Origin of the sequence: Streptomyces sp. CoH27, assembly GCF_020181035.1 — a bacterium.
In the GTDB taxonomy this organism is placed as follows: Bacteria; Actinomycetota; Actinomycetes; order Streptomycetales; family Streptomycetaceae; genus Streptomyces; species Streptomyces camelliae.
In genome coordinates, this window is record NZ_JAIQYY010000019.1 from 24,885 (window position 1) to 44,497 (window position 19,613).

Consider the following 19,613-nt stretch of genomic DNA (forward strand, 5'->3'; position numbering starts at 1 on the left):
GGACGTCAGGCCGCCTCGTGCTCCGGCTCCCTGCCCGTGGTCGACGACGGCCCCGGCGCCGTGATCACCGCGGTGCCGTCGGTGAGATGGAGGACGAGGTCGGCCTGGGCCGTCAGGCGCAGGTCGTGGGTGATGAGGAAGGTTGTGCGCCCAGCGGCAAGGCGGCGCAGTGGGGCCATGATGCGGGCCGTGGAGTCGTCGTCGAGCCCGGCCGTGGGCTCGTCGAGGATCAGCACGGGCGCGGTGCGGAGCATGGCCCGTGCGAGGGCGATCCTGCGGCGCTGGCCCCCGGAGAGGTGATTGCCGCGCTTGCCGACGGGACTGTCGTAGCCGTCGGGCAGCGCGCTGACGAATCCGTGCGCGTCGGCCGCGACGGCGGCGGCGAGCACGTCAGCCTCGGCGGCGTCGGGACGGCCGTAGGTGATGTTCTCGCGGACCGTGCCGTCGAAGAGCATGCTGTCCTGCGGGAGCAGCGTGATGTGCCGGCGCACCTCGTCCACCGGGAGTTCGGCGATGTCCCGGCCGTCGAGCAGGATCCGGCCCCGGGAGGGCTCGTGGAACCGCAGCAGCAGTTTGCCGAGGGTGGACTTGCCGGTGCCGCTGGGCCCGGTGACGGCGACGAGCAGGCCGGGGGTGATGTCCAGGCGCACCCGGTTCAGCACGGGCCGGCCGCTGCCGGGGTAGGAGAAGCCGACGTCCTCGAAGGTCACGGCGCCGCGCACCGGTTCGGCGAGCGGCGGGACGTCCGGCCGTACGGCGGTCTCACGGACCGTGCCGGTGCGCAGGACCTCGATGAGGCGTTCGCAGGCGGCGGTCGCGGAGGACGCGCTGACGACGAGTTCGCCGAGTTCCTGGAGCCTGGGGTGGAGATAGCCGAGGAAGGCGGCGAAGGAGAGCAGCCCGCCGACGCTGAGGTGGTGCTCGGAGATCTGCCAGGCCCCGGCGCCGATCACGGCCAACACGCTGAGGGTCTCGACCAGTTCGCCCATCGGGCCGTACACCGACGACAGCCGGATCTGCCGCAGTCCGGCGCGCATCCAGGTGCGTCCCTCGCGATGCACCTTGCCGTGCTCGGCCTGCTGCCGGCCGTAGGCCTGCACCAGGGGCATGTTGGCCAGGCTCTCCTCCAGCAGCGAGGCCAGCCGGCCGTTGCTGTCGCGTTCGGCGCGGGTGGCGGAGCGCATCAGGGTGCCGAACCACCGGGCGCCGAACCAGATCAGCGGGGCGGCGGTCAGGGTGATCAGGGCCAGCTGCCAGCTGGTCCAGAAGGCCGCCACGGCGAACACCACCGCCCCGACGGCGGAGGTGATCAGTTCGACGGGCGCGGAGGCCACGAGCGACTCGACGGTCTCGATGTCGCCGGTCAGCCGGGAGACCAGGTCGCCCGTGCCGAAGCGGTCCAGGGCGTCCGGGGGCATCCGTTGCAGATGCTGGAAGACCCGGTCGCGCAGACCGAGCAGGAAGTGTTCGCTGGTCCACCCGGCAAGGTAGCCCCCCACCGCGGAAGCGATCGCGCCGGCCACGGCGAGCCCGAGCCAGAGGGCGGCGGGCCCCCAGAAGGCGGCGAGATCACCGGGGGTGAGCACGTCGTCGGTGAGGACGCCGACGACGCCGATCGCGCCCGCGTCGCACCCGGCGGACACCACCAGCAGCGCGGCGGCCACCAGTACGGCCGCGCGGTTGACGCTGACCAGCGGCCAGAACGTGCGGAACGCGGCCAGTGGCGAGATCCGGGCGTGCCGCATCCGGGTCGGGGCACCGGCCGCGGTTCCCGTCCCGGAGCGGTCCGTGGACATGGTGAGGGGTGCTGCGAAGTGCATGGCCGGCGCTTCCTGGGCACTGCCCGGTCCGACGGCGTGCCGGGGTCCGCCACGCTTCCGTGTTGCGCGAACGGACCCCGGCACGGTCTGCCTGTGTGGTCGTGTTCCGTGTCGCCGTCCTACTTGGCGGCGGCCTTCTTGTGCTTCTTGTGGTGGTGCTTCTTGTGGTGGTTCTTGGCCTTGGCGGCGGCGCCGCCTTCCTTCTTCTTGGCCTTCTTGGCCAGCATGATCTTGGCGAAGGACATCGTCGTATCCCTTCCTGACGGTCCGTCAATCGGCGCTGTTCGCCGGTGACTTCGTCTTGTGTCGCACCGTTGAGTACGGGGACGGCAGACGCCTCGCTCAAGGGGGAAGGTGAGCGTTGACCTAGATTCCCTTACCCAATCCGCATACGGGGATGAGTACGCACCCCAGACCGCTGTCCTGGGTGGCCAAGACGCGGATCATCGCGCGGCCGGGGCCCGTGTGCGCCTCCTGCCCCGTTCGCCGCAGTGCCCGGTACTGCGACGGGGCCATCCCGGCCGCCGCATCCGAGCGGAGCGTCCCGCACCCCGCCGTAGGCGTGCGCCGCCCCTGCGGCGCCCTCTCCGGCCGATCGGAGCCCTGTCACGTGCGGGCCTCGACTTCCATGCGCCCCTGCCCACTTGCGTGCTCGCAACCCACGGTATCTGACGGATCGTCACCGAAGGGGGTGGTGGCATGTGACGGCGCATGACGGGCCGTGAGCTCTTCGCGCCTTGTGAGCGGCCAGGCGTCGCTGCCGTACTTCCTACAGCCCGCCGGGGACCACCGGTGGGCGGGAACTGCAGTGGAGAGGAAGGCCTATGACCGCACGACCGCGGCACCGCCGCACCGCGCCCCCACGGCTCCTGCCGTCGCTCCGCACCGCCCTTGTTCTCGGCAGCTTCGGCATCGTTCTGCCGCTCCTCGTACCAGCCGTCGCCCAAGCGGCCTCCGGCACCACCTGGGACCGGGTCGCCGGCTGCGAGAGCGGGGGCGACTGGAGCATCAACACCGGTAACGGCAATTACGGCGGGCTGCAGTTCACGCAGCAGACGTGGGTGGCGTACGGCGGGACCGCGTACGCGCCGCGGGCCGATCTGGCGAGCCGGGCGGCGCAGATCACCGTGGCGGAAGCGGTGCTCGCCCGGCAGGGGCCCGGAGCATGGCCGGTCTGCTCGGTACGGGCGCACCTCACGCGCGGCGGCGGGCGGAGCGAGCCGGTCGAACGCCCCAGCACTCTCCGGCACGCCGCACCCACGTCCCGCTCGCACCGCGGTACCGGCCCTCGCCCTGACGGCTCATACACCGTGGTCGAGGGCGACACCCTCTCCGGCGTCGCGCGGCAGGCCGCCGTCACCGGCGGCTGGCAGCGGCTCTACGAAGCCAACCGGAACATCATCGGCGCCGACCCGGACATGATCCGGCCGGGCCAGCGGCTCGCCCTTCCCTCCTCCACGAGTTAGCGCGCCTCATCGGCTCTCCGCCGGGTCCCGGCCTGCGTCGAGGACCCGGCGGAGGGCCGAGCCGTTCGCCCGTTCCACGGCTGGTCCCGCCTGGGTGCGGTGGCTATCGTGCTGTTGTGACCGGTTCTGCACGATGTCCGCTGCTGTTTCTGGATGTCGACGGGCCACTCGTCCCGTTCGGCGCGACGAGGCAGCGGTATCCGATCCGTGCGACAGATCCGGGGCCGGGTGCGGGCGCCGCGAATCCCCTGCTGACCAGGATCGATCCCGAACACGGAACCCGGCTGAAAAGCCTCCCGTGCGAGATCGTCTGGGCCACGACGTGGATGGCTGACGCCAACGAGTGCATCTGCCCCCGCATCGGACTGCCTGAGCTGGCCGTGGTGATCTGGCCGGAGCCGTCCGACCTCGACGACCAGGACGAACGCGACGGACTGCACTGGAAGACCCGTACGCTCGTCGACCGGGCGGCAGGACGCCCCTTCGCCTGGGTCGACGACGAGGTCACCGACACCGATCGTGCCTGGGTCGCCGTCCACCACCCCGGCCCCGCCCTGCTCCATCGCGTCGATCCCCGCCTCGGTCTCACCGACGACGACTACGCGGCTCTCGACTCGTGGCTGCGGCAGCCGTCCTGACACGCAGCACCTCACGTGCACCCCCTGCGCGTCGGCCCCTGCCTCAAGCGGGCCGCGCGCGTGACCGGTGGCCGGCGCCCGGCGGCCGTGCCGTTCGGTGTGCCGACGCTCGTCATGGTGTCGTAGCCCACCGGCCGGGCCCGGCTTCAGCCACACCTGGACGGTCAGCTGCCGGCAGGACGGCACGGCCCCGGCGAGGGACATGGCGTGCACAGCGGGGGAAGCCGTTCCCGGCACCGGTGCGGTGGAGGTCGCCTGTGCGGTGGCGGGTACCCCCCGTACCGCACCGGCCAACGCCATGGCCCCACCTCTTCGAGAAGGTTCTTGCGGCGCGAATGATCACCGGAAGTGGACGAGGATCCGTCCGGCGTTGCCGGTGTCGACCTCGCGCCGGACATACAGCTTCCGGATGTGCTTCTGGTCCAGGAACGCGAGTACGCGAGCCTTGAGCCGCCCGGATCCCTTGCCCGGAATGATCTCCACGACAGACTCGCCCGAATGGTTGGCCTTGAACAGGAACTGGCGCAGCGCCAGTTCGATGTCGCGGTTGTTGCGGAAGATCGGATGGAGATCGAGCGACATCATGCGGAACCTCCTGGTGAAGCGGGACGGGCGCGCGCATCGCAGACCAGTTAAGCATCATGGTTTTGAACGGTTTCAATCACCCACTCACCACGGCCGCTTCTGTTTGATTCTGTCGAATGTTCCTGCTGCTAGAGCGGTAGACAGACACCACATCCGTCACTAGCTTCGTCGAGCGACGAGTTGAATCGATACAAACGAGCCTCAGTCGAAGGGACATGGCATGAACGACGGCATACGCCGCAGGACGGTTCTGGCCACGGCACTGGGTTCGGTACCGGTGGTCGTGGCGGGCGGGATCGGCGGAGTCGGCACGGCACGGGCGGCCGTACCGACCGCAGGAGGCACAGGCGTGGCAGGGCTGACAGTCGAACACCGCACGAACCCACTGGGCGTGGACGCGGCCGCGCCACGGTTCGGCTGGCGCATGCTCTCCTCGGCCCGCGGCCGCCGGCAGAGCGCCTACCGGCTCCTCGTGGCCACCACCACCGAGCGCCTGCGTGACGGCCGGGCCGACGTGTGGGACAGCGGCCGCGTCACCTCGGCGGACTCCGTCGCCGTACGGTACGCAGGCCGGGCCCTGCGGCCTTCGACCCGCTACTTCTGGACGGTCCTGGTCTGGGACGAGGACGGGCGGGGCGTCCCCGACGCCCCCGTCGCCTTCTTCGAGACCGGCCTGCTGAGCACGGACGGAAGGACCGGCTGGGACGGCGCCCGCTGGATCACCATGGCGGGCAAGAAGCCGAACTCCCCCGGCGCCCCGCTGCTGCGCCGCGAGGCCACGCTCCGGGGGCGGGTGCGCGCGGCACGGCTGTACGTGTCGGCACTCGGCGTGTACGAGGCGTACGTCAACGGCCACCGCGTCACCGCACCGCACGGAGAATCTTCCGGCGGCTCCACCGAGGAACTGCTCACCCCGGGCTGGACCAACTACGACACGACGGTCAGCTACTTCACCTACGACGTCACCGAACTGCTCGCCGGTGAACGGAAGATCACCCTCGCAGCCGTCCTGGGCAACGGCTGGTACAACGGCCGCGTCTCCCAAGGCAGCGTCTACTACTCCCCGGACGGCAACCCGCTCGCCCTGAAGGCCCGACTGCTGCTGCGCTACGCCGACGGCTCGACGCAGAGCCTGGTCACCGTGCCGGACTCCGGCTGGAAGGCCACGGACACCGGCCCCTACCGCGCCGACGACATCTACGACGGCCAAACCTACGACGCCCGCGAAGAGTTGCCCGGCTGGACGGCCGGCGGCTACGACGACTCCGGGTGGGCGGACGTCACCGAGCACCCGTACGCGACCCGCTTCCCCGCCGCCAAGCTGGTCGCCTACCCCGGCGAGAGCGCCCGGCTGACGCCCGAGTGGGACCGTAGACCGCACTCCGTCACCGTCTGCACCGGGGTCGCGGGCCAGGACGGCAGCCCCAACGGCAAGGGGCACATCGTCGTCGACGCCTCGCGCACGGTCACCGACCCCGCCAGGGCCGCCACCGCTTCGGTGACCCTCGCAGAGGGTGACACGGCGATCTTCGACCTGGCACAGAACATGGTCGGTGTACCCCGCTACACCGTGCGCGGGCCCGCAGGCGCCCAGGTGACCGTCCGCTTCGGCGAGATGCTCAACGACGCGAGCAAGGGCGCCGACGGCCCGGCGGGCTCGGTCTACCGCGCCAATCTGCGGGGCGCGAAGGCCACCAGCGTCTACACCCTCAAGGGCGACCCGCTCGGCGAGACCCACCAGGACTCGCTCACCTTCTACGGCTTCCGGTACGCCTCCGTCACCGTCACCGGCGGCCCGGTCACCGTGACCGACCTGACCGGCAGGGTCGCCACGTCGGCCCTCCGCGAGATCGGATCGGTCACGACCGACGACGACAAGGTCAACCAGCTGATCAGCAACGTCCATTGGGGTCAGCGCGGCAACTACCTCTGGGTCCCCACCGACTGCCCACAGCGCGACGAACGCCTCGGCTGGACCGGCGACACCCAGCTGTTCTCCAACACCGGCCTGTACAACGTCGACGCCGTCGCCTTCCTGAGCCACTTCGAGGACATCCTCATCGACTCGCAGAAGACCTACGGCGAGGACCACGCCCAATTCACCCATGTCGCACCGGGCAACCGGTACAACTCGCCGGTGCCCGCGAGCGGTTGGGCGGACTGTGGGGTCGTCGTCCCCTGGACGGTGTGGCAGATGTCCGGTGACACCACCGTCATCGACCGCAGTTGGGATGCCATGACGACGTACATGGACTGGATCCGGCAGCGCACCGGGGACAGTTACGCCGGGCAGGGCGCGATCTACGGTGACTGGCTCGCCTTCCAGCAGACCAGCACACAGCTCATGAGCGATGTCTACTACGGCTACAGCGCGCGCCTGATGGCGGACATGGCCGCGGCCACCGGCCGGACGACCCAGGCCCGCGCCTACCAGGACCTCTTCGCGCACATCAAACGGGCCTTCATCACCAAGTACCTGAGCACCGAGGACGGCCGGCTCACCGTGCGCTCCAGCCTCGGCGACGCCTCGCCCGGCGGTACCACCAAGACCGAGGACAACTCCCAGACCGCGCTGCTGTGGGTGCTCAAGCTCGGCTTCTACGATACCGAGGCCCAGCACCGCCAACTGGTCACGCTGCTCGCCGAGAACATCGGCAACGACGCCGCCTACAAGGCCGCCCACCCCGACAGCACACGCGTCCAGTACGCCGAGAGCACCCTCGCCGTCGGCTTCCTCGGCGTCAACGTCCTCGCCCCCGTTCTCACCGACGAGGGCCACGCCGATCTCGCCTACAAGCTGCTCCACCAGAACGCCATGCCGTCCTGGCTGTACTCCGTCGACAACGGCGCGACCACCGTCTGGGAGCGCTGGAACTCCTACTCCAATCAGGACGGCTTCGGCCCGGTCGCGATGAACTCGTTCAACCACTACTCCTACGGCGCGATCATGGAGTGGATGTACGAGAGCATGGCCGGCATCGCCAAGGACCCGGCCGGCCCCGGCTTCCGCCACTTCTTCCTCCGGCCTCACCTCGACCCGACCGGGCGGATCACCCACGTGACCGGCTCGCACGTATCGCCCTACGGTGAGATCGTCAGCGAGTGGCGGACCGAGCACCGGACGCTCGCCTACCGGGCGACGGTCCCCGCCAACAGCACGGCGACCCTGTCCCTCCCCACCGCCGACCCGTCCACCGTCCGCGAGGGCAGAACTCCCCTGTCCCGCGCCCGAGGCGTCCAGTACCTGGGTTTCACGAACGGCTCGGCCTCGTACCGGCTGCCGTCCGGGCACTACGAACTGACCGCGATCCTGTAGCCCACGCGACAAGAACGCTTGGGCCACGCCCAGGGAGACCCCGAGGCGTGATCCGGGGTCTCCCTGATGCCGGGGCGGGCGAAGGATCAACCTGGACGTATGACGAACCGTCTCCGGCACCGTCGTCGTAAGGCCACATGGCTGCGCTCCCTTGCCGCCTGCGCCGCCGCCGCGGTCTGTACCCTCGCTGCCGCGCTCCCCGCCGGCGCGGTCGTCCACGACTCCAGCTCTCTGTCGCACCCAGGAGGCTGACGCACCGCGCCGGTGACGGACAGACGCAGCGGGCGCCTGCTGGTGGTGCTCTGCTCCCCCGGTCTCGGCGAATCCCGCACCTGGGCACCAAAGCGCTCCTCCCACAGCTGCATCTGCTGACATGGAGTTCGTGAACTGAGCGACGCGTCGGCTTCACTGACGTACGGAACCGAGAGGACCGAAATGCCCGCACTGCGCCCGGCCCGTGTTTCCGACCACGGCACGCTCGTGGAATGCGTACAGCAGTGGTGGGGAGACTCACGTACCCCCGAGCAAGCCCGGGAACTGTCCCTGTTGCTGCCCAGGTTGTTCCTGCAGTACTTCTCCCGCACCAGCCTGATCCTGGAGGACGGCTCCGGCATCCGTGCGTTCCTCATCGGCTTCCATGCCGCCGACAACGACACCGAGGCATACATCCACTTCGTGGGAGTCGACCCCAAGCTGCGCGGACAGGGCATGGCACGACGCCTCTACACGGAGTTCCTCCGCGATGCCGCCGAACGGGGTCGTACGGAGGTCCGGGCGATCACCTCGCCGACGAACGCGGGGTCCATCGCGTTCCACCGCGCCATGGGGTTCTCCCTGGAGAGCGGGGACAGCGAGGTCGACGGCCTGCCCGTACACACCGACTACGACGGTCCTGGGCAGGACCGGGTGTGCCTCTACAAGAAGATCACCCGCTGACCCGGTCACGGTTCTCGCCCAGGTCTCGGCCGGCGATGCGTTCCATGTGCCGGGCGAATACGGCCGCGGCGTCGGGATTCATGCGGGTGAGTGCGACCATGCCGGTGACGATGACGTCGCAGACCTCGGCTTCGACGTCCTCCCAGGTGTGTGAGTGGCCCTTGCGGGGGTTCTGTCCCATGGCGCCGATCACCGCCTCGGCGACCTCGCCGGCTTCCTCCTGGATCTTGAGCAGCTGCAGGAGGATGCGCTGTTCACGAGGGAGCGTGGAGTGGTTCTCCAAGCGGATGGCGAGGCGGGTGATCGTCTGCCAGATGTCCGTCACGTGTGTCTCGATTCTGTGTCGTCAGGCGATGTCCCACGCGGTCACCGGTCCTGGGCCAGGGCGAGGAGCTCTGCGAACAGGCCGTCCGCGTGGGCGAGTTCCTCGTATGTTCCCTGTTCGATGACTCGTCCTTTGTCCATGACCAGAATCCGGTCGGCGAGCCGCGTGTTCTCCAGCTGGTGGGTGACGACGATCGTCATGCGTTCGGCGGCGACCCGCTTGATCTCCAGGAAGATGGCGTGCTCGCCCCGGGCGTCCATCTGCGAGGTCGGCTCGTCCAGGATCAGCAGGGGTGTCCGCCGGTACAAGGCGCGCCCGCACACGAGTCGTTGCCACTGCCCGCCGGACAGCTCCGCGCCGCCCCAGAGCTCTTTGGCGAGCAGGGTGTCGAGCTGCTGGGGCAGGTTTTCGATCGCTTCGCGCATGCCGACGGCGTCGACGACCTCCCACACCGGCCCGTCGTCGTACTTCCTGGGCTGGCCCAGGGTGATGTTCTCTCGGGCGCGCAGGGGCCAGCATGCGAAGCCCTGGGGGACGAGCGCGGTGCGTTGCCACACGGCGTCAGGATCGGCCTGGGCCAGGTCGGTGTCGTCCCACACGACTCGTCCCTTGTCGGCGAGCAGGATGCCGGTGATGAGCTTGGTCAAGGTCGACTTGCCCGAGCCGTTCTCGCCGACGACGGCCAGGATCTCTCCCCGGCGCAGCGTGAGCGACACGCCGGCGACGGCCGGCTCCTCCTTGCCGGGGTACTGGTACACGACCTCGTCCAGGCGGATCTCGTCCACGCGTGCCGGGATGGTCAGTTCTCCTCGCTCCGGGGCGCGTTCGGCGGCCATGTCGAGGAAGGATCGCATGTCTGCCAGGTAGAGCGAGGTGTGGAACATCGCGGCGCCGTGGATGACGAACTGGGAGAGCGCGGCCAGCGTGGTCTGGACGGCGACGACGGCGGTGGCCGCGACGGGCAGGGCGACCCGGCCGGTGACGGCCAGCCAGGCGAGGGCCGTCCAGGTGCACAGCAGGAAAATCCCGCCCAGGGCGCTGGTGGCGAGGGTGATGCGCAGCATCCGCGGGGCCGCGGTCAGCGTGCGCTGGTCGATCCGATCGGACAGGGCCCGGTACCAGTAGAGGAGGTAGCCGGTCATGCCGTTGGCCCGGACCTCGTCGCCGTAGCGGGAGTAGGTGGCCCACCAGCGCATCATGGAGCGCACATTGCGGTCACCGATGTTGAGGTAGTGGGTCTCGTAGTCCACGCGGGCGGACAGTACGGCGCCGGCGCCGGCCGGGAGCACGGCCAGCAGGAGCAGAGGCAGCATCAGCGGGTGCAGCGCGGTGATGACACCGCTCGCCGCGATCATGCGGATCAGGGCAGACATGAAGCGTTGGGCGTCCTGCACCATCGTCCGGGTCCTGGTGACGCCGACTTCGGCGGCTTCCTGCCGGTCGGCGAATCCGTCCTCGCCGTATGCGGAGGACTCCACGCGGCACACGGCGTTCACGAGGGCGATGTCCGCCTCGGTCATCAGCAGGGGTGTGATGCGCCCGTCGGCATAGGAGGACAGGGCGCCACTGATCCGGCCGATGCCCGCGGCGACCGTCACGACGGCGAGAGCGGGCAGTGCGGCGTGCAGGCGTTCGGAGACCGCGCCGGTGCCGAGGATGTGTCTCATCGCCTGGGCCGTGAACGTGAGGACGACCGCGGCCGCGATGCCGGTGAGCAACTGGCAGACGAGGAGCACCGCGACGCCGGTCCTGTCGACGGCCCACGCCATGCGCGACGTATGCCTGAGCACGGCCGGAAGACGTCGGCACATGGCCCCGAAACCGGCATCCGCCAGGGGATTCTTCCCGTGCTTCCCCTCGAAGGTGATGGTGGCCGGGGGTGGTGGGGGCGGCGTCTTCGCGTGTGCCGTCGAGGCGTCGGTCACAGTCATCTGCGTTCCTCCTTGGGGGCGGCGCCGCACCTGGATGGCTCGGCGGTGCCCGGCATAACGACGCTCCTGGAGATTCGAACGCACTCGATTCCGGACGCGCTGGAGCCCTTGAATCGCAAGGGCTCGAACGCGTGGCCACCGTGATGAAGCCGCCCTGGAGGGGCGAGGATTGGCCGAATCGCCGATGCCTGAAACGCGTGTGACGTATGAGATTTCATCGTGCGGTGACCCGGCCCCGGGACCCCGGACATGAAGACGCCTCAACCGGCCCCGTACGAGAACCGGTTGAGGCGTGACCGCGATGAGCGCGGATGCGCGGCAACCCGCTGGTTACGGAAGCGTGGCTCCCTCGGCGTTCAGCGCCGCCGGCACCGGCTGGAAGAAGGTCTCGCCGCCGGACGTGCAGTCACCGCTGCCGCCCGAGGTCAGCCCGATCGCAGCGTCGCCGTCGAAGAGCGCGCCACCGCTGTCCCCGGGCTCCGCGCACACATTGGTGTCGATGAGCCCGGAGACAGAGCCCTCCTGGTAGTTCACGGTCGCGTCGAGCCCGGTGACCGTGCCGCCATGGAGACCCGAGGTGCTGCCGCTGCGCTGGACCGACTCACCGACGTAGGCGTCGGCGGCGTGGGTGATCTGCTGGCTGCTGCCGTCGTAGAGGTCGACGACGCTGGAGTGGTCGCTGCTCGCGTCGTCGTACTGGACCAGGGCGTAGTCGGTGCCGGGGAACTGTGAGTCGATGGTCTGGCCCACCTCGCCGCCGCCCTGGGAGTCGGACCACGTCGAGGAGGCGTTGCCGCAGTGCCCGGCGGTGAGGAAGTACGGCGCTCCGTTCACCGTGACGTTGAACCCGAGGGAGCAGCGCACACCGCTGCCCCAGATGGCGTCGCCGTCCGCGATGAGTGGCTTGAACGCGGAGGCGGCGCGACGTACGACGACCTTGTCTCCGAGCGCGCCGACCACGGTGTTCAACAGGGTGCGCTTGGCTCCGGTGACCGTCGGGTCGACGGTCACGACCACCTTGTCCTGACGGGGGTCGATCGACCAGGCGGTGCCGGCGATCCGTGCCCGCTGGGTCAACGCGCCCAGCACGCCGCGCAGCTGGGCAGTGGAGTAGCGCACGGTTCTGGGTACGGCGCCGGTGCCGCGGACCTGGTCGGCCACGGACCGGTCGGTGATGTTGACGACGAACCGGTGGGCCGCGGCGTCGTAGTAGGAGCCGGCGGCGCGGTCGCCCAGTCGTGCGACGAGGGCGGCGGCGGACGCGGCACGGACGGCGGCCGGGGTGGCCGCGGCGGAAGCGGGGGCGGCCGTGGCCGAGCCGGCACCGGGGAGCAGGGCCGCGCCGGCCATGAGAACCGCGACGCTCGCTCCGGTGAGCGAGCGGGTGGTGAGAGCTGTTCGGCGTTGCGCCATGTGAAGCCTCCAGTGGGGGTTGCCCCGCCCGCTCGACGGGTCGGGGCCGGAGGGATGACAGACACGGGTACGCCCCGACCCCTGAGGATCCAGTCGTGCCCATGCCAAACGCCGACGAGTATGGCGATGCGCTCACGCCACAACAAGGAAGGAATCCGGCCGGGCATCCGGTACGGCGGACAGCCGATCAGCGCCGCCATCTCTGCACTCCGCACCTTCGGCCCGATGTCCGGTCTCACGCACGGTGGCCGTCCGCACATCCGCCGCCCACGCTCGGTTCACCCATGGCTGGCCGGTACATATCGATTCCGTCCGGAATCCGGACCAGCCGTCCTTGTTTTAGAGCACTCTTGGCTCATCGATGACCGACGCGGCCAGAGCGTCGGCTCGGGACATCACCCGGGGCCGTGCCACGGACCCGGCAACGGGTCGGACTCCCCGGTGAGTTGCCCCTCCCGCTCGCCGGTCTCCGGTGCTACTGGTGCACACGGTCGCCGCGGCCCACTCCCGCCCGGTCGCGACGCGGCCAGGGGAGCAGCGCCGGAACACGGGCGCGGTAGGCCTCGTAGGCCGCACCGAACCGGCCGGCCATCAGCCGGTCCTCGGCCCTGACCCGCAGCAGCAGCCACGGAACGGCGACTATGAGGACCGCGGTCCAGACGCCGAAGCCGCAGGCCAGCATGCCGCCGATGACGAGGCCGAGCAGCCCCGTGTAGATGGGATGGCGAACCAGGCCGTACGGACCGTCCGTGCGCAGTTCATGGTGCTCCCGGACCGTCGGAACGCTGGCCCACATCGTGCCCAGCACCCAGCGGGCCCACAGCAGCAGGGCGGTCGAGGCGACGGCGAGCGCGGCGCCCAGCAGGGCCAGCTCGGGCTGCCAGTACCGCAGATGCCGCCAGAAGTCCCGGGAGTTTTCGAGCAGCACCGAGACCACGTAGGCACCAGCGATCAGGAGAATCCGGCGCGGCAACGTACGACGCTGCCCGCGCCACCAGCCGCGCACGCCGGCGTGACTCTTCGCGCCGAAGTAGAGCGCGCCCGCTATCCAGGCCGCATAAAAGATCAGGACACAGATTCCGATGAGTACGCCGAGCGCCGAGTGGAGCGATCCCATGACTCAAGACTGCTCCGCGGACACCATGGATCACCACCACCCACGGGTCGATGGACATGGCCTCACCCCTCTCCACCCCAGGATGGAGAGGGGCCACCTGTACGGAATCCGCGACCGGAATTCAGCACCTGTGACCGTCGGGCGAAAAATGTGCAATTCACGCACCGGAACACACGGGAACGCGCCGATATAATCGGCGCAGACAGGACGAGTGCATGACCGAGCCTGGAAGTGGACAAGAAAGCGCCACTCCGGCTGATGGCGAGTGAAGTAGAGGCTGTGAAGAAGGCGCCGATTCGTCACTCATGCGACTGGCGTTATGCGCATCGCGGAATTGAAGGCCAGGGGCGCGAAGATCCTCGATGTCACCTCTGTCCCGTACGAAAAGGTGGCCAAGAACGAGAAGCCTTCCGGGGCCGGCCTCAAGAGGCTGCAATACGGCAGCACCTGCATCTGGGTGGACTGCACGGGAACGGGAACGGGAACGGGCACGCACGACTTCCAAGGCGTGACCAATGGATTCCGTGACCAATAGATTCATCGAGACGTACAACGGCGATGAGTACGAGGCGGCGGCGTACGACGAGATCGACCGCGTCGAATGCGGCTGGTACCGAACTACTAGCCGCTCGGCACCGGTGATACCGGGAGCCCGCGCCCAGCCCGGGTGCGGGCTCCGTCCCTTCTTCGGTCGCCGTCGTCCCGGCTATCGAGCGACCCGGGGCCGCATGATGAGGGCCGCGACGTAATACGCGCACGGCGTCGGTCCAGGGTTGGCGTAGCCGTGGACGACATCGGCGGCGAAGTACACCGAGTCCCCGATGCCGAGGTCCACGGCACGTTCGGCGAGCGTGAGGCGCAGAGTGCCGGATTCCACGACGACGAACTCGTGTGAGCCGGACGCGTAGGCGGGGAACTCACCGGCGTCACAGCGTGGGGGCAGGACCGTGCGGATCCACTCGAAGTTCACGCCGGGCACCACCGGGGTCAGGATCGTCCGTCGCCAGCGACCCGGCTCCTCGACGGTGTCCTGATCGGCGGCGCGGCGCACGATCACGCGCAGATCCTGCGGCTCGGCCACCAACTCGGCGAGCGGTACACCCAAACCGTCCGCGATGCGCGCGAGCACGACGACGGTGGGCGCCTTCTGACCACGCTCGACCGACGACAGCATGCTCACGCTCACCTCAGCCGCGTCGGCCAACTGCTGCAGAGTCAGGCCGAGTCCATGCCGCGCCTTCTGCACACGGCCACCCAGGGTCACGAGATCCAGCATTCCTCTATAATAACTACGTATTTCACTATAGAGAAAGAAGGCCCTGATGGCAGCTCCCGCACCGGTCGTCCGCCCGGCCACCCCGTCCGACCTCAGGGCCGTTGCCGACATCTACACGCACTACGTCCGCCACAGCGTCGCCACCTTCGAGGAGACCCCGCCGGCCGTCGCCCACTGGGAGGGACGGCTGACGGACCTGAGGGCGCGGGAACTGCCCTTCCTCGTCGCCGAGTCGGACGGTGCGGTGACCGGCTTCGCGTACGCGTCTCCCTGGCGTCCGAAGCCGGCGTACCGGCACACGGTGGAGGACACCGTCTACCTCGCGCCCGACGCCACCGGACAGGGGCTGGGCACGGCGCTGCTGGAGGCGGTCATCACAGCCTGCGCCCGGGCCGGCATGCGCCAGATGATCGCCGTCATCGCCGACACCGGCAGCGACGCCTCCCGCGCCCTGCACCGCCGCTCCGGCTTCACCGACGCCGGCCACCTCGTGCGGGTCGGCCACAAGCACGGCCGCTGGATCGACACCTTCCTCATGCAGCGGGCGCTCACCAAGCAGGCAGACGGGTCCGCTGAGGCCCGAATACGCTGAGATCGTCGCCGCCGGCCCGATGGCCGACGGCGGCCGGCGCACCGTGGTGGCCGACTGCGAGGAGGTCCACCACGTTGCCTCGCCCATCCTGGCCGTCCAGCCCGGGAACCCCGGCGAGCTGATGGTCCGTGCTGATCTCGTCGTTCGCGGCGGTCGGCTACACGCCGAAAGCCGGGGCCGAGTCACCGGAGCGGTGCTCCATCGCGTCGGTCACGACGGCAGCCGGTGTGCGCTGGAGGTCACCGCGGTCCTCGGCCGGCCCGGAGGGTGAGCCGTACACAGGACGGTCTCAGCCCCGCAACGCGAACGCCTCGACGATGTCGCCGTGCCCGGCTCCGGTCGCCAGCAGCAGCCGGAGCAGCACCCGGGCCTTGTACGGGTCGAGGAAGCCGCCGTCGATCAGTCCGCGGCGCCGCAGGTCCGTCTCCGAACCGGGCGCGCTGTAGGTGTGCCGCAGGACCGAACCGCTCCCGGTGCGCGAGGTCAGTACGACGGGCAGGTGCTCGGCCAGTGCGCCGAGCCGTGGCGCGAGCACGTCCGGTACGTGGCCGACACCGAAACCCGCCACGACCAGGCCCTGGTGCGTGGCCTCAAGGCCGTGGAGCTGAGTGCCGTCGTCGTCCAGGGTGACCACGTGCAGGGCGACACGGGCGGCCTGGAGCCGCTCCCGGTCGATCCCGGCCGGCAGCGGCTCGTGCCGGGGCGGAGCCAGAAGCATCCGCACCCGGCCCTCGACGACGTGCCCGAGCGGACCGGCGCTCGGCGAGGCGAAGGTCGCGGGGCTCGTACTGTGCGTCTTGCGTACCCATCGAGCCGCGTGCACCTCGTCGTTGAGGACGACCAGCGCACCCGCCCCATGGGTGTCCCGCGCCGCGGCGACGCGCACCGCGGCGAGGACGTTGGCCGGCCCGTCCGCCCCCGCCATGGCCGGCTGTCGCATCGCACCGGTCAGCACGAACGGCGCCTCGTGCGGCCACACCAGGTCGACCAGGAACGCCGTCTCCTCCAGGGTGTCGGTGCCCTGTGTGACGACGACGCCGTCCGCGCCCTCGGCCACGGCCCGCGAGGCCACGTCGACGACGTCGAGGATCTGTGCCAAGGTGAGGCTTCCGCTGGGCACGGCCCGCACGTCCCTCACCTCCAGAGGGATTCCCAGGTCCGCCAGGCCCGGCACGGCCGCGGTGATCTCGGCACCGGTCAGCCGCGCTCCCTGGGTCCTGCCCGCCACCGAGATCGTGCCCCCGAGCGCCAGCAGTACGACACCCAACGCCCGCCCCCTTGCCTCGCGTTCGGCCCGGCGGATCCCCGCGGGGCCACGGCCCAACCTACAAGGCCGCCCTGAGCGCCCGCAGTCGGGCAGGGGCCGCGAACCATGCCATGGGGTTGTTTCTCAGTGCCGCGTCAGGGGAGTTGGCGGGGCCGCCGTCAGCTGGAACGGACCTCAGCCGCCGGGCTCACGGAGTTGTACACCACGACGGTCTTCGGTTCGCCACGGGACGTGACGCTCGACGAGATCGCCATCCGGACGTTCCTCCCGGAGGATCCGGGCACGGCGGCCAGGATGCGGGAGGCGACGGCCTGATCCCGCGATCCGCCTGCCCAGGGATGCCTGCGCGCGGCACGAACTCGTCCGCGACGAGGCGGGACGCGGCGGCGGTCACGGCGTGGTCCGCGGTCCGCCGCCCGCCAGGAAGGCCAGGGCCACAGAGGCGTGACAGGCGATGCCCGTGGCGAGCACGTCCTCGTCGACGGTCATGCGGGGCGAGTGGAGTGCCGGGGCCTCGTCCGGGGTCACGCCCGGCGGGCACACGCCGAGGAAGGCCAGGGCGCCGGGAACGGCCTGGAGGACGTAGGAGAAGTCCTCGGCCGTCATCTGGGTGGCCGGCAGCACGCCCACCGCCGCTGCACCGAGCGTCTCCTCGGCCGTGCGCAGCACGAAGTCGGTGAAGCGGGGGTCGTTGACGGTGATCGGGTAGCCCGGCACGACGGTCGCCTCGGCCTGTGCTCCGTGCGCGGCGGCCACACCCCGGGCCACCCTGGCGATCGCCTCGTGCATCCGCTGCCTCGTGGACTCGGACACGGTGCGCAGGGTACCGCCGAGTTCCGCGGTGTCCGGGATGACGCCCGTGGCGGTGCCCGCGGTCAGCTGCGTCACGCTGAGGACGGCCTGGTCGTCGGCGGACAGGCCACGGGTGACCGTCGTCTGCAGGGCGAGGACGATCTCGCAGGCCGCGGGTACCGGGTCGCAGGCGGTGTGCGGCGCCGAGGCATGGCCGCCGCGCCCGCGGACGACGACCCGGAACCGGTCGGAGGCCGCCAGCTGAGGTCCTGGGCGCAGCCGCACTGCGCCGGCGGGCAGGTTGGGGTGCACATGGAGGGCGAATGCGGCGTCGGCTCTGCGTCCGGACGCCTCCAGCACGCCCTCCTCGATCATGTGGCGGGCGCCGTGCTGCCCCTCCTCGCCGGGCTGGAACATGAACACGACGCGTCCGGCGATCCGTTCGCGCCGCGAGGCAAGCAGTCGGGCGGCGCCCACCAGCATCGCCATGTGGGTGTCGTGCCCGCATGCGTGCATGAGCCCGGGAGTGCGTGAGGCGAACGGCGCTCCGGTCTCCTCGGTGACCGGCAGGGCGTCCATGTCGGCGCGCAGCAGAATGCTTGGTCCGTCGGACGGTCCGGCGAGGACGGCGGTGACGGAGGACAGCGCACGGCCGGTACGGATCTGCAGGCCGAGGCCGTCGAGCGCGTCCAGTACGAGGCGCTGTGTGTCCGGCAGATCGAGGCCCAGCTCGGGACCTGCGTGCAGGGCGCGGCGCAGGGCGACCGCGTCGGGGGCCAGGCGGCGGGCCTCGTCGAGGAGGGATCCGGCGGCGGCTTCCCGCGGGGACGGGGCATCGTACGAAGGCGGGGGCGGAGGCGTCATACGGGCGTTCTCCTTCCCGGGCCCGGACCGGACAGAGCCCGGGGATCCGGTCCGCCGAATCCGGACGGGGCGCCGTATCGACAGGATGGCGGACTCCTCCTGCTGCCCAGGGGGCCGACGCGCCGACATGCTGACAGGTGTACCCCTCTACGGCGCGGTCAAGGCCGACCGCGTGTTCTCGGGGGCCCGGCCCGCGGCGGCGGAGGCCATGGGGCCGACGGCTGCCAGGAGTGCTTCGGCCGTCGCCGGGTCGGCCGGCAGGAACGCCTCCGGTTTCAGCTCGGCGAGTGTCACGTCGACGGCGGTGGCCGAAGGTCGTCACAGTTGTCATCAGGCGCAGTTCGCCGTACGAGGAGCGCAGGTGGAGCGGAACCGCGAATCCGAGGGGCGCGGCGGACGGCTCCAGATGGGCGACGTATCCGGCGAGCTCGGCGTGCAGGTCTTCCCGGTGGCCGAGGCGCGCCAGGATGTGCTGCCCCCATTCGGCGCGGTTCCCGATACGGGGAGCCAGGCCGTGGGGATGCAGCGCGAGGCGGTGGATGTTGGCTCCCGGGCCCACCAGTTCGGCGGCCGCGCCCTCGGTGATCAGGTCGAAGGCGGTGTCTGCGGCGATCAGGTCACCGGCTCGGTCCACCCCGGTGCCGGATACGGCAGATGCCCGCGCAGGATGTGGTCGAGCGCCGTGCGCACCGGGGCCGGCGCCGGTTCGTCGAGCGAGCTTTCGGGGTAGGCGGGCGCGTATCCGGCGGCCGGCAGCAGCTCGTTGCGCTCCCGCAGCGGCAGTTCCAGCGACTCGGCCAGGCGCACGATCATGTTCCGGCCGGGGACGGACCTGCCGGACTCGATGAAACTGAGATACCGCTGGGTGGTGCCGGCCCGCAGCGCCAGGTCGAGCCGGCTGAGATGACGACGGGCGTCCGGTCCGCCCGCTGCGCCCAGGCGAGGAGCTCCGTGTCGTCGGCATCCGGGTCCGGCGCGTCACTGTACGGCCCCGTCACGAGATCGGCCACGGCCGGCTGCGCCGCAATCTCCAAGGCGATCCGTGTCCCGGCGACGATGCCGTCCCGGTCCTCGGCCGTCGTCAGCCAGTTGTGCACGATCCGGGGCGCGGCGTCCGGGCGCGGGGAGCGCAGGGTCACCGCGCCGCGGCTGGTCGGGGCGAGCACGCACGGGCCGATGGCGAGGGCGTGCTCCGTGACCGGGCCGCGGCCCTCCTGATGGAAGGGCACGGGGGCGGCGTGGAACTGCAGGTCCGGGGCGTCCAGGCCGTCCCGG

17 protein-coding genes and 1 pseudogene are annotated in these 19,613 nt (G+C 70.4%); 6 read left to right on the forward strand and 12 right to left on the reverse strand.

Annotation, left to right across the window (positions count from 1 at the left end; genetic code table 11):
- Nucleotides 1-5: 5 nt before the first annotated feature.
- Both LE548_RS29465 and LE548_RS45605 read right to left on the reverse strand, forming a co-directional pair.
- On the reverse strand, nt 6-1,820 hold the full coding sequence (locus LE548_RS29465; RefSeq protein WP_225100004.1) for an ABC transporter ATP-binding protein: 1,815 nt from the start codon (nt 1,818-1,820) through the stop codon (nt 6-8).
- 119 nt (nt 1,821-1,939) lie between these two features.
- Nucleotides 1,940-2,065 (reverse strand): hypothetical protein, encoded by a 126-nt coding sequence (locus LE548_RS45605; RefSeq protein WP_263636724.1) that lies wholly within the window; start codon nt 2,063-2,065, stop codon nt 1,940-1,942.
- A gap of 579 nt (nt 2,066-2,644) precedes the next feature.
- On the opposite strand from LE548_RS45605, the gene LE548_RS46135 reads away from it, so the two are divergent.
- Both LE548_RS46135 and LE548_RS29480 read left to right on the forward strand, forming a co-directional pair.
- Nucleotides 2,645-3,286: a transglycosylase family protein gene (locus tag LE548_RS46135; protein WP_308030737.1), complete on the forward strand. Its 642-nt coding sequence runs from the start codon at nt 2,645-2,647 to the stop codon at nt 3,284-3,286.
- A 116-nt stretch (nt 3,287-3,402) separates the two neighbouring features.
- Nucleotides 3,403-3,924 carry an HAD domain-containing protein gene (locus LE548_RS29480; RefSeq protein WP_225100005.1) on the forward strand — a complete coding sequence of 174 codons (522 nt, stop codon included), beginning with the start codon at nt 3,403-3,405 and terminating at the stop codon, nt 3,922-3,924.
- Nucleotides 3,925-4,263: 339 nt separating this feature from the next.
- Here the strand turns inward: LE548_RS29480 and LE548_RS29485 are convergent, their stop codons facing one another.
- The gene (locus tag LE548_RS29485) at nt 4,264-4,509 is read right to left on the reverse strand and encodes a Smr/MutS family protein (protein WP_225100006.1); all 246 of its coding nucleotides are present in this window, start codon (nt 4,507-4,509) and stop codon (nt 4,264-4,266) included.
- A gap of 220 nt (nt 4,510-4,729) precedes the next feature.
- Here LE548_RS29485 and LE548_RS29490 point away from each other — a divergent pair, with 220 nt between their 5' ends.
- Together LE548_RS29490 and LE548_RS29495 are read left to right on the forward strand one after the other, a co-directional pair.
- Nucleotides 4,730-7,825 carry an alpha-L-rhamnosidase gene (locus tag LE548_RS29490; protein ID WP_225100007.1) on the forward strand — a complete coding sequence of 1,032 codons (3,096 nt, stop codon included), beginning with the start codon at nt 4,730-4,732 and terminating at the stop codon, nt 7,823-7,825.
- Between the two features lie 435 nt (nt 7,826-8,260).
- Entirely contained in the window at nt 8,261-8,761 is a 501-nt protein-coding gene (locus tag LE548_RS29495) for a GNAT family N-acetyltransferase (RefSeq protein WP_225100008.1), read from the forward strand.
- On the opposite strand, the gene LE548_RS29500 is transcribed toward LE548_RS29495, so the two are convergent.
- The 4 genes from LE548_RS29500 to LE548_RS29515 all read right to left on the reverse strand — a co-directional run bounded on the left by LE548_RS29500 (nt 8,751) and on the right by LE548_RS29515 (nt 13,547).
- Nucleotides 8,751-9,086, reverse strand: coding sequence for a MazG-like family protein (locus LE548_RS29500; protein ID WP_225100009.1), 336 nt, complete (start codon nt 9,084-9,086; stop codon nt 8,751-8,753). The two genes, LE548_RS29495 and LE548_RS29500, sit on opposite strands and share 11 nt — an antisense overlap.
- Before the next feature lie 41 nt (nt 9,087-9,127).
- Nucleotides 9,128-11,017 (reverse strand): ATP-binding cassette domain-containing protein, encoded by a 1,890-nt coding sequence (locus LE548_RS29505; protein WP_225100010.1) that lies wholly within the window; start codon nt 11,015-11,017, stop codon nt 9,128-9,130.
- A gap of 330 nt (nt 11,018-11,347) precedes the next feature.
- Entirely contained in the window at nt 11,348-12,430 is a 1,083-nt protein-coding gene (locus tag LE548_RS29510) for a S1 family peptidase (RefSeq protein ID WP_225100011.1), read from the reverse strand.
- 475 nt (nt 12,431-12,905) lie between these two features.
- Complete coding sequence (locus tag LE548_RS29515; protein WP_225100012.1) at nt 12,906-13,547, reverse strand: isoprenylcysteine carboxylmethyltransferase family protein; 642 nt, start codon at nt 13,545-13,547, stop codon at nt 12,906-12,908.
- 319 nt (nt 13,548-13,866) lie between these two features.
- Between LE548_RS29515 and LE548_RS29520 the strand changes: the two genes are divergently transcribed.
- Nucleotides 13,867-14,082 (forward strand): hypothetical protein, encoded by a 216-nt coding sequence (locus LE548_RS29520; protein WP_225100013.1) that lies wholly within the window; start codon nt 13,867-13,869, stop codon nt 14,080-14,082.
- Nucleotides 14,083-14,253: 171 nt separating this feature from the next.
- On the opposite strand, the gene LE548_RS29525 is transcribed toward LE548_RS29520, so the two are convergent.
- Entirely contained in the window at nt 14,254-14,823 is a 570-nt protein-coding gene (locus LE548_RS29525) for a helix-turn-helix domain-containing protein (RefSeq protein ID WP_225100014.1), read from the reverse strand.
- 46 nt (nt 14,824-14,869) lie between these two features.
- On the opposite strand from LE548_RS29525, the gene LE548_RS29530 reads away from it, so the two are divergent.
- Nucleotides 14,870-15,415: a GNAT family N-acetyltransferase gene (locus LE548_RS29530; protein ID WP_225100015.1), complete on the forward strand. Its 546-nt coding sequence runs from the start codon at nt 14,870-14,872 to the stop codon at nt 15,413-15,415.
- Nucleotides 15,416-15,704: 289 nt separating this feature from the next.
- On the opposite strand, the gene LE548_RS29535 is transcribed toward LE548_RS29530, so the two are convergent.
- The 4 genes and pseudogenes from LE548_RS29535 to LE548_RS29550 all read right to left on the reverse strand — a co-directional run bounded on the left by LE548_RS29535 (nt 15,705) and on the right by LE548_RS29550 (nt 19,567).
- Entirely contained in the window at nt 15,705-16,682 is a 978-nt protein-coding gene (locus LE548_RS29535; protein WP_225100016.1) for an asparaginase, read from the reverse strand.
- A gap of 390 nt (nt 16,683-17,072) precedes the next feature.
- On the reverse strand, nt 17,073-18,338 hold the full coding sequence (locus LE548_RS29540) for a M20 family metallopeptidase (protein WP_225100017.1): 1,266 nt from the start codon (nt 18,336-18,338) through the stop codon (nt 17,073-17,075).
- A gap of 147 nt (nt 18,339-18,485) precedes the next feature.
- Nucleotides 18,486-19,226 (reverse strand): annotated as a pseudogene (locus tag LE548_RS29545) (transcriptional regulator).
- Nucleotides 19,148-19,567, reverse strand: coding sequence for a GMC oxidoreductase (locus LE548_RS29550; protein ID WP_225100018.1), 420 nt, complete (start codon nt 19,565-19,567; stop codon nt 19,148-19,150). Before LE548_RS29550 ends, LE548_RS29545 begins: the two are co-directional and overlap by 79 nt.
- Nucleotides 19,568-19,613: the final 46 nt, after the last annotated feature.

Coding starts and splice junctions, on each gene's coding strand:
- LE548_RS29465 (WP_225100004.1), bottom strand. CDS start 1,820: ATGCACTTCGCAGCACCCCTCACCATGTCCACGGACCGCTCCGGGACG.
- LE548_RS45605 (WP_263636724.1), bottom strand. CDS start 2,065: ATGTCCTTCGCCAAGATCATGCTGGCCAAGAAGGCCAAGAAGAAGGAA.
- LE548_RS46135 (WP_308030737.1), top strand. CDS start 2,645: ATGACCGCACGACCGCGGCACCGCCGCACCGCGCCCCCACGGCTCCTG.
- LE548_RS29485 (WP_225100006.1), bottom strand. CDS start 4,509: ATGATGTCGCTCGATCTCCATCCGATCTTCCGCAACAACCGCGACATC.
- LE548_RS29490 (WP_225100007.1), top strand. CDS start 4,730: ATGAACGACGGCATACGCCGCAGGACGGTTCTGGCCACGGCACTGGGT.
- LE548_RS29495 (WP_225100008.1), top strand. CDS start 8,261: ATGCCCGCACTGCGCCCGGCCCGTGTTTCCGACCACGGCACGCTCGTG.
- LE548_RS29505 (WP_225100010.1), bottom strand. CDS start 11,017: ATGACTGTGACCGACGCCTCGACGGCACACGCGAAGACGCCGCCCCCA.
- LE548_RS29510 (WP_225100011.1), bottom strand. CDS start 12,430: ATGGCGCAACGCCGAACAGCTCTCACCACCCGCTCGCTCACCGGAGCG.
- LE548_RS29515 (WP_225100012.1), bottom strand. CDS start 13,547: ATGGGATCGCTCCACTCGGCGCTCGGCGTACTCATCGGAATCTGTGTC.
- LE548_RS29520 (WP_225100013.1), top strand. CDS start 13,867: ATGCGCATCGCGGAATTGAAGGCCAGGGGCGCGAAGATCCTCGATGTC.
- LE548_RS29525 (WP_225100014.1), bottom strand. CDS start 14,823: ATGCTGGATCTCGTGACCCTGGGTGGCCGTGTGCAGAAGGCGCGGCAT.
- LE548_RS29530 (WP_225100015.1), top strand. CDS start 14,870: ATGGCAGCTCCCGCACCGGTCGTCCGCCCGGCCACCCCGTCCGACCTC.
- LE548_RS29540 (WP_225100017.1), bottom strand. CDS start 18,338: ATGACGCCTCCGCCCCCGCCTTCGTACGATGCCCCGTCCCCGCGGGAA.